5 protein-coding genes and 1 pseudogene are annotated in these 8126 nt (G+C 74.7%); 2 read left to right on the forward strand and 4 right to left on the reverse strand.

The features are described from left to right. Positions 1 to 52 precede the first annotated feature (52 nt). From ACSIH6_RS35560 to ACSIH6_RS35575, 4 genes and pseudogenes are all read right to left on the reverse strand, one after another. Positions 53 to 1225 (reverse strand): acyl-CoA dehydrogenase family protein, encoded by a 1173-nt coding sequence (locus ACSIH6_RS35560; protein ID WP_435112713.1) that lies wholly within the window; start codon positions 1223 to 1225, stop codon positions 53 to 55. After that, positions 1222 to 3243, reverse strand: coding sequence for an ATP-binding protein (locus ACSIH6_RS35565; protein WP_435112714.1), 2022 nt, complete (start codon positions 3241 to 3243; stop codon positions 1222 to 1224). The genes ACSIH6_RS35560 and ACSIH6_RS35565 overlap by 4 nt, the downstream gene beginning before the upstream one ends. A 13-nt stretch (positions 3244 to 3256) precedes the next feature. Beyond that, a complete protein-coding gene (locus ACSIH6_RS35570) occupies positions 3257 to 4855 on the reverse strand; it encodes an acyl-CoA carboxylase subunit beta (RefSeq protein ID WP_435112715.1) in 1599 nt (532 codons plus the stop codon). Between the two features lie 61 nt (positions 4856 to 4916). Then, positions 4917 to 6685 (reverse strand): annotated as a pseudogene (locus ACSIH6_RS35575) (acyclic terpene utilization AtuA family protein). A 153-nt stretch (positions 6686 to 6838) separates the two neighbouring features. Here ACSIH6_RS35575 and ACSIH6_RS35580 point away from each other — a divergent pair. Together ACSIH6_RS35580 and ACSIH6_RS35585 are read left to right on the forward strand one after the other, a co-directional pair. Continuing rightward, on the forward strand, positions 6839 to 7444 hold the full coding sequence (locus tag ACSIH6_RS35580; protein WP_435112716.1) for a hypothetical protein: 606 nt from the start codon (positions 6839 to 6841) through the stop codon (positions 7442 to 7444). Positions 7445 to 7495: 51 nt separating this feature from the next. After that, positions 7496 to 8053, forward strand: coding sequence for a hypothetical protein (locus ACSIH6_RS35585; RefSeq protein WP_435112717.1), 558 nt, complete (start codon positions 7496 to 7498; stop codon positions 8051 to 8053). Positions 8054 to 8126 lie beyond the last annotated feature (73 nt).

Here is an 8126-nt window from a genome sequence, read left to right on the forward strand (position 1 = left end):
CTTCCCCCCGTCCCCACACCCCTGAGGCGGTCGGCGTCCGCGCGCCGACGGCTCAGTACGACCTGGGCAGGCCGAGGGACTGCTGTGCCACGTAGTTGAGCACCATCTCCCGGCTCACCGGCGCGATGCGCGCCAGGCGGGCGGCGGCGATCGCCGAGCCCAGCCCGTACTCGCTGGCCAGGCCGTTGCCGCCCAGGGTCTGCACGGCCTGGTCGACCGCGCGCACGCACGCCTCCGCGGCGGCGTACTTGGCCATGTTGGCCGCCTCCCCCGCCCCCGCGTCGTCGCCGGAATCGTAGCGGAGCGCCGCGTGCTGGGTCATGAGGCGGGCCTGCTCCAGCTCGATCTTGACCTGTGCCAGCGGGTGGGCCAGCCCCTGGTGGGCGCCGATGGGGGTGTCGCGCCAGACCCTGCGCTCCCTGGCGTAGGCCACCGCCCTGTCCAGGGCGTGGCGGGCGCTGCCCGTGGCCAGGGACGCGGCCATGATGCGCTCGGGGTTGAGCCCGGCGAAGAGCTGGAGGAGTCCGGCCCCGGGGTCGCCGACCAGGGCGTCGGCGGGCAGGCGCACGTCGTCCAGGAACAGCTGGTACTGGTGGTCGGGGCTGACCAGGTCCATCTCGATCGGGCGGGCCTCGAACCCGGAGGCGTCGGTGGGCACCGCGAACAGCGCGGCGGACAGGCGCCCGGTGTCCTCGTCCTGGACGCGTCCCACGACGAGGACGGCGTCGGCCACGTCCACGCCGGAGATGAAGGTCTTGCGGCCGTTGAGCACCCAGCCCCCGCCGTCGCTCCGGGCGGTGGTGGTGATGCGGTGGGAGTTGGACCCGGCGTCGGGCTCGGTGATGGCGAAGGCCATGATGGTCTCGCCCGTGGCCAGGCCGGGCAGCCAGCGTTCGCGCTGTTCGGGGGTGCCGAAGCGGGACAGGACGGTGCCGCAGATGGCCGGGGAGACCACCATCATCAGGGTGGGGCACCCGGCCGCGCCGAACTCCTCCAGGACGGCGGCCAGGTCGCCGATGCCGCCGCCCCCGCCGCCGTACTCCTCGGGGATGTTGACGCCCAGGTAGCCGAGCCTGCCCGCCTCGCGCCACAGTTCGGTGAGGTAGGCGCCCTCCTTGGCGCGGGCCCGGTAGTACTCGGACCCGTACCCCGCGGCGAACGCGGACACGGCGGCGCGCAGGTCGACGCGCTCGGCGGGTTCGTTGAAGGTCATGGCACCGGTCACGGCGTGGCCCCTTCGTAGTCGAGGACGGCGAGGGGCGCCCCGGCGGGCACCCTCTGCCCCGCCGCGACCGGGATCTCCCGGACGGCACCGGCGGCGGGGGCGGTGACGCGGTGCTCCGTCTTCATGGCTTCCATGCGCAGCAGGGTCTGCCCGGGCTCGACCCGCTCGCCCACGGCGACCTCCACGGCGGTGACCGTGCCGGGCATGGGCGCGGGCAGGGCGCCGGGGTCGACCGCGGCCTCGGGCGCGGGCAGGGGGTCGACGGGGGTGAGGGTGACCGATCCCAGGGGCGAGTCGACGTGGACGTCGCCGCCCGCGGCGGGACGGTGGACGGCGAAGGCGCGGCGCAGGCCCCCGACTTCCAGGACCACCCGGTCGGGCGCGGCCGAGAGCACGCGGACCCCGGCCTGTTCGGGCAGGTAGGACCCCCGCCGGGTCCGGTAGGCGGTGGTGGTCCGCCTCGCCTCGTCCCCGTCGACGTCGTGCTGGCGGACGAAGGGCTGGGAGGGCAGGCCGCGCCAGTTGGCGGGGATCCCGGCGGGGGTGGCGGCGTCGGCGCGGGCGGCCTCGGCGGCGGCCAGGCATGCGGCCAGCGCGGCGAGGCACTCGGTGGCGGGGTCGGCCAGGGGCCGGACGAGGGCGGCGAGGCGGTCGCCGTCCAGGTAGCCGGTGTGCAGTCCGCCGGGGCGGGTCTCGGCCTCAGCGAACGCGGGGTGGCGCAGCGCCCGCACGAGCAGGTCGCGGTTGGTGCCCACCCCGTGCACGCGCGCGGCGGCCAGGGCCGCGGCCAGGCGGCGCAGCGCGTCGCGGCGGTCGCGGCCGTGGGCGACGACCTTGGCGAGCAGGGGGTCGAAGTCGGCGCCGACGGTGTCGCCGGGTTCGACGCCGCTGTCCAGGCGCACCCCGAACGCGGGCGGCGGGGCGAAGCGGGTGTCGGCGGGGACGTCGAAGGCGTACAGGACTCCGGTGCGGGGCCGCCAGCCGTCACGGGGGTCCTCGGCGTACAGGCGGGCCTCGACGGCGTGGCCGCGCGGCGCGGGCGGCCCGCCCCCGGGCAGGGGTTCGCCCTCGGCGACGCGGATCTGCCACTCGACCAGGTCCAGGCCGGTGACGCACTCGGTGACGGGGTGTTCGACCTGGAGCCGGGTGTTCATCTCCAGGAAGACCGGGTCACCGAAGCCCTCCTCCCCCACCGGGACGAGGAACTCGGCCGTCCCGGCGCCGGTGTAGCCGATGGCACGGGCCAGGCGGCGGGCGGCCTCGTGCAGGCGCTCGCGCAGGTCGTCGGGCAGGCCGGGGGCGGGCGTCTCCTCGACGACCTTCTGGTGGCGGCGCTGGACGGAGCAGTCGCGCTCGCCCAGGGCCCACACGGTGCCGTGGGTGTCGGCCATGACCTGTACCTCGACGTGGCGGCCGTGGGGCACGTAGGGCTCGCAGAACACCGCCGGGTCGCCGAAGGCGGCGGCCGCCTCGGCTCGGGCCGCGGCGGTCTCGGCGGGCAGGTCGGCCAGGTCGCGGACCACGCGCATGCCGCGTCCGCCGCCTCCGGAGACGGCCTTGACCAGCACGGGCAGGTGTTCGGGGCGCACCCGGTCGGGGTCCAGGGCGTCGGCGACGGGCACCCCGGCGTCCCGGGCGACGCGCTTGGCGCGGGTCTTGGCACCCATGCTCTCGACGGCCTCGGCCGGGGGCCCGATCCAGGTCAGCCCTGCGTCGGTGACGGCGCGGGCGAATGCGGGGTTCTCGGACAGGAAGCCGTAGCCGGGGTGGACGGCGTCGGCGCCGGAGGCGCGGGCGGCCGCCACCACGGCGTCGGGGTCGAGGTAGGCGTCCACGGGTCCGCGCCCCTCGGGCGGGGGCAGGCGCACGGCGGTGTCGGCCTCGGTCACGTGCGCGGCGTTCTCCTCGCCGGGGGCGTGCACGGCGACGGTGGCGATGCCCAGGGAGCGGCAGGTGCGCAGGATCCGGCGGGCGATCTCGCCCCGGTTGGCGACCAGGAGGCGGGTGACGGGGTTCAAGGCTGCTTCTCCCTCACATCCGGAAGACGCCGAAGCGGTCGGTGCCCCGGACGGGGGCGTTGTGGGCGTAGGACAGGCACAGGCCCAGGACGGTGCGGGTGTCGCGGGGGTCGATGACGCCGTCGTCGTAGACCCGCCCGGACAGGAACAGGGGCAGCGACTCGGCCTCGATCTGGTTCTCCACCATCTCCCGCACGGCGGCGTCCTGGTCCTCGTCGTAGGGCTCCCCCTTCCTCGCCGCGGACTGGCGGGCGACGATGGACAGCACCTCGGCGAGCTGGCGGGGGCCCATGACGGCGGACCGGGCGCTGGGCCAGGCGAACAGGAAGCGCGGGTCGTAGGCCCGCCCGCACATCCCGTAGTGGCCCGCGCCGTAGGAGGCGCCCACCAGCACCGAGAAGTGGGGGACGGTGCTGTTGGAGACGGCGTTGATCATCATCGAGCCGTGCTTGATGATGCCGCCCTGTTCGTACTCGCGGCCGACCATGTAGCCGGTGGTGTTGTGCAGGAATATCAGCGGCGTGTCCGCGCGGTTGGCGAGCTGGATGAACTGGGCGGCCTTCTGGGCCTCGGCGCTGAAGAGCACGCCGTGGTCGTTGGCGAGCACGCCGACGGGGTAGCCGTGCAGGTCGGCCCAGCCGGTGACCAGGCCAGCGCCGTAGGAGGGCTTGAACTCGTCGAACACCGAGCCGTCCACGAGGCGGGCGATGATCTCGCGCGGGTCCACGGGCACGCGCAGGTCGGGCGGCATGACCCCGAGCAGGTCCTCGGCCGGGTACAGGGGTTCGGGGGCCGACGGGCGCGGGGCGGGTCCCGCCCTGCGGTGGCCCAGGCGGGCCACGATCCGCCGTCCGACACGGATCGCGTCGCGCTCGTCCTCGGCCAGGTGGTCGGCCAGGCCGGAGACCTCGGCGTGCATGCGGGCCCCGCCCAGCGACTCGTCGTCGCTCTCCTCGCCCGTGGCGGCCCGCACCAGCGGCGGCCCGCCCAGGAACACCTTGGAGCGCTCGCGCACCATGACCACGTGGTCGCTCATGCCGGGGATGTAGGCGCCTCCGGCGGTGGAGTTGCCGAAGACCAGCGCGACGGTGGGGATCCCCGCGGCCGACAGGCGGGTCAGGTCGCGGAAGGTCCGGCCGCCCGGGACGAAGATCTCCTTCTGGGTGGGCAGGTCGGCGCCGCCGGACTCCACCAGGCTGACCAGCGGCATCCGGTTGCGTTCGGCGATCTCGGCGGCCCGGGTGGTCTTCCTCAGGGTCCAGGGGTTGCTGGAGCCGCCGCGCACGGTGGGATCGTTGGCCACCAGCACGCACTGCACGCCGGAGACCACTCCCACACCGGTGACGAGGCTGGCGCCGACGTGGAAGTCGCTGCCCCAGGCGGCGAGCGGGGACAGTTCCAGGAAGGGACTGCCCTCGTCCAGGAGGAGTTCGATCCGCTCGCGGGCCAGCAGGCCGCCCCTGGCGCGGTGGCGCTCCACGTAGCGTTGTCCTCCCCCGGCCAGGGCCTTGGCGTGCTCGGCGTCGATCTCGGTGAGCTTGGCCAGCATCGCCTCGCGGGCCTCGGTGAAGGCGGGCGAGGTGGTGTCGAGCCCGGTCCTCAGCACGCTCACGCCTGTCCCACCTCCGCCAACAGGACCTCAGGGGCGGGGACGCGCCCGGTCCTCAACACGCTCACGCCTGTCCCACCTCCGCCAGTACGGCCTCGGGCACGGGAACGCGCCGGGCCCGCAGCCACTCGCCCAGCCCCTTGGCCTGCGGGTCCTCGCCCTCGCGGCGAGCGGTGCCCGGAGCGAGCAGGTCCTCGATCCAGAAGTTGGCGGCGTACAGGTTGGGCAGCAGGTGCCGGGTGACGCGCAGCCCCGCGGTCTCGGGCAGGAGTTCGCGCAGCAGGTCGGCGGTCAGGGTGGTGGCCAACCACCGCCAGGCCGTCTCGCCGCGCACCCACACGCCCAGGTTGGCGTCCGCGCCCTTGTCGCCGCTGCGCGCGCCCAGGACCAGGCCGAGCGGGACCGGGCGCACGGGACCCTCGGGCAGGGGTTCAAGCGGCGGGGGTTCGGGAACCCCGGTCAGGGCTCGGGTGCGGGGCGCGGGCGCGACGGGCACCCGCGCCCCGTCGGGCAGGATCGCGGTGTGCGCGACCTCGGAGGCTGGCACGAGCGCGTGCGTGGCGGCGACCCCGTCGGGGCGGGCGTCGCGCGGCGGCGCGGTGAGGTGGAACCCGGCGTAGCTGCCCAGGGCCAGTTCCACGGCGGCCGCGCCGAAGGAGCGGCCCACGACCGCGGGGTCGTGGTCGCGGGCGACCACGCGCAGACGGGCGGTGGCCGCGTCCTGGGTGTCGCCGTGGGGGTCCTGGGCGGGCACGAGGGTGAAGCGCAGGTCGTCCGGAGTCCGGTCGGCGAGGGCGGCGCGCATCTGGCGTTCGGCGCGGGCGGCCTTGGCCTCGGCGTCCAGGCCGGTGACCAGGAACTCGACCTCGTTGCGAAAGCCGGTGAGGCTGGTCAGACCGACCCTGAGGTCGGGGGGCGGCTCCTCGCCGCGGACGCCACTGATCAGGACGCGGTCGGTCCCTTGCCTGGTGAGGCGCACGGTGTCCAGGCGGGCGGTGACGTCGGGGCCGGGGTAGCGGGGCCCGGCGACCTCGTAGACGAGCTGGGCGGTGACGGTCCCGGTGGTGACGGCGCCGCCGCTGCCGGGGTGCTTGGTGATGACCGCGCTGCCGTCGGCGTGGATCTCGGCGAGGGGGAAGCCGGGCCGGTCCAGGTCGTGTCCCTCGCGCAGGAGTTCGTCGGCCAGGGCGTAGTTGCCGCCGGTGGCCTGGGTGCCGCACTCGATGACGTGCCCGGCCACGGTGGCCCCGGCCAGGGCGTCCAGGTCCCCGGGCGTCCAGCCGAAGTGGGCGGCGGCCGGGCCCACGGTCAGGGAGGCGTCGGTGACGCGGCCGGTGACGACGATGTCGGCGCCCGCGTCCAGGCAGGCGGCGATGCCGAAGGCGCCCAGGTAGGCGTTGGCGGTCAGGGGGGAGCCCAGGTCGAGCTCCTCGGCGCGGTCGATGAGGTCGTCGCCGGTGACGCAGGCGATGCGGGGTTCGAGGCCGAGCCCGTCGGCGAGCTCGGTGAGCCGGTCGGCGAGGCCGCGCGGGTTGAGGCCGCCCGCGTTGGTGACCACCCGGGTGCCGCGTTCCATGACCAGTGCCAGGGTGTCGCGCATCTGGCGCAGGAAGGTCCGGGCGTAACCGCGGCCGGGGTCGCTGAGCTGGTCGCGGCCGAGGATGGCCATGGTGAGCTCGGCCAGGTAGTCGCCGGTGAGGACGTCCGCGCGCCCCTCGGTGAGCATCTCGTGGACGGCGGCGAAGCGGTCTCCGTAGAAACCGGAGGCGTTCGCGACCAACAGCGGGGGCGCCGGGGTAGCAGCGGTCATGGACCGAGGGTGACACCGACCACACCAAAAAACAAGCGCGTGTGATTGTTTTTTCCCGGACGGGCGGGCACGGTCGAGTGGACATGGACGAGCGGCTCCGGTATGGCCGAAACCGGCCACGGAGCGTGCGTTACTCCCTCTCGGAGAAGGGGGAGGCGCGCGGTAGTTTTGGCGCCGTGAACACCTCGCGAGAAGACACCAACCCCGCCGACGACCCCGCGTCCACCGAGGAGGTGGCGGAGGCGACGGAGACGGCGCCAGCAGCGGAGGCGACGGCGGAGAACGCCCCGGAGGCCGGGACCGCTGAGAGCACCAGTGCCGCCGGTACTGCCGGTGTCGCCGGTGCCGCCGGAACGCGCGGGGAGTCCGGGACATCGGGGGTGCGTCAGGAGACCGACGCCAGCGGCGCCTTCATCGCGGGCACGCCGCCGGTCCGCTCCCCCGGCGGCCTGTTCGCCGCCGAGACCTTCAGCGTCATCGCCCTGATGCTGTTCGCCCTCACCGCGCTGAACACCCGGCTCTTCGAACTCTTCGGCTTCTTCTTCGTGGGCCGGGTCCCCACCGACACCAGCGCCGGGGAGGCGAGCGCGCTCGCGGCCGAGGTGATGGTCGCGGGCGGGCTGAGCGCGCTGACCGTGCTCGCCGGGGCCCTGGCACTGCTGCGGAGCGACGCGGGCACGCGGGCGTGGAGCCGCTGGGGCGCCGCCGCGGCCGTGATCGTGGGCACGCTGCTGGTCGTGATCTCGGTGCTGACCTTCATCACCCTGCCGTCCGGGGCCTGAAAGGGAGTTTTGTAGAAACTCCCTTGGTACTTCGGCGGGTACGTTGACCGCGTGAGTACATCAGCGGAAGGCAACGACCCGACCGATCCCACCCGTGGGCCCGCACGGGACCCCGGCCGCGAGCCGGAGCCCGGCGCCGACCCGGCCACCGGGGCCGGGGTGCCCGCGGAGGAGCCAGCCATGGTGGAGGAGCCCCTGCTGGAGCCGGACTCCGGAGTGGCCGCCCCGGAGCGCACCGACCGGCCCAGCGGTCCTCTGGGCGCGGAGACCTTCGCCCTGACAGCGCTGTTCCTGCTCGCCCTGACGGTGCTTTCGAGCCAACTGGTCCAGCTCTTCACCACCGTGGTGCTCATCGGGAACCAGCCGGTGCCCGTGGACCAGGTGTCGCAGTTCTCCGTCCAACTGCTCATCGGCGGCGGCCTGGCCGCGCTGACGGCGATCCTCGCGGGGCTCTCGTTGGCGCTGGCGAGTTTCAGGACCCGGCCCTGGGCGCGGTGGATGGCCACCGCCGTGCTGATCGTGAGCCTGCTGTTGGTGCTGCTGGCTGTCGTGGCCTACGTCATGATGCCCGCGGGCAGCGCACCCCAGCCCATGCCGATGCCGAACTGATCCGCACGGGGCCGAGGGGAGCCCCGTCCAGCCGTGGGGGGGGGGGGGGGGGGGGGGGGGGGGGGGGAACAAA

Source organism: Nocardiopsis synnemataformans (assembly GCF_965343085.1).
Classification (GTDB): domain Bacteria; phylum Actinomycetota; class Actinomycetes; order Streptosporangiales; family Streptosporangiaceae; genus Nocardiopsis; species Nocardiopsis alborubida.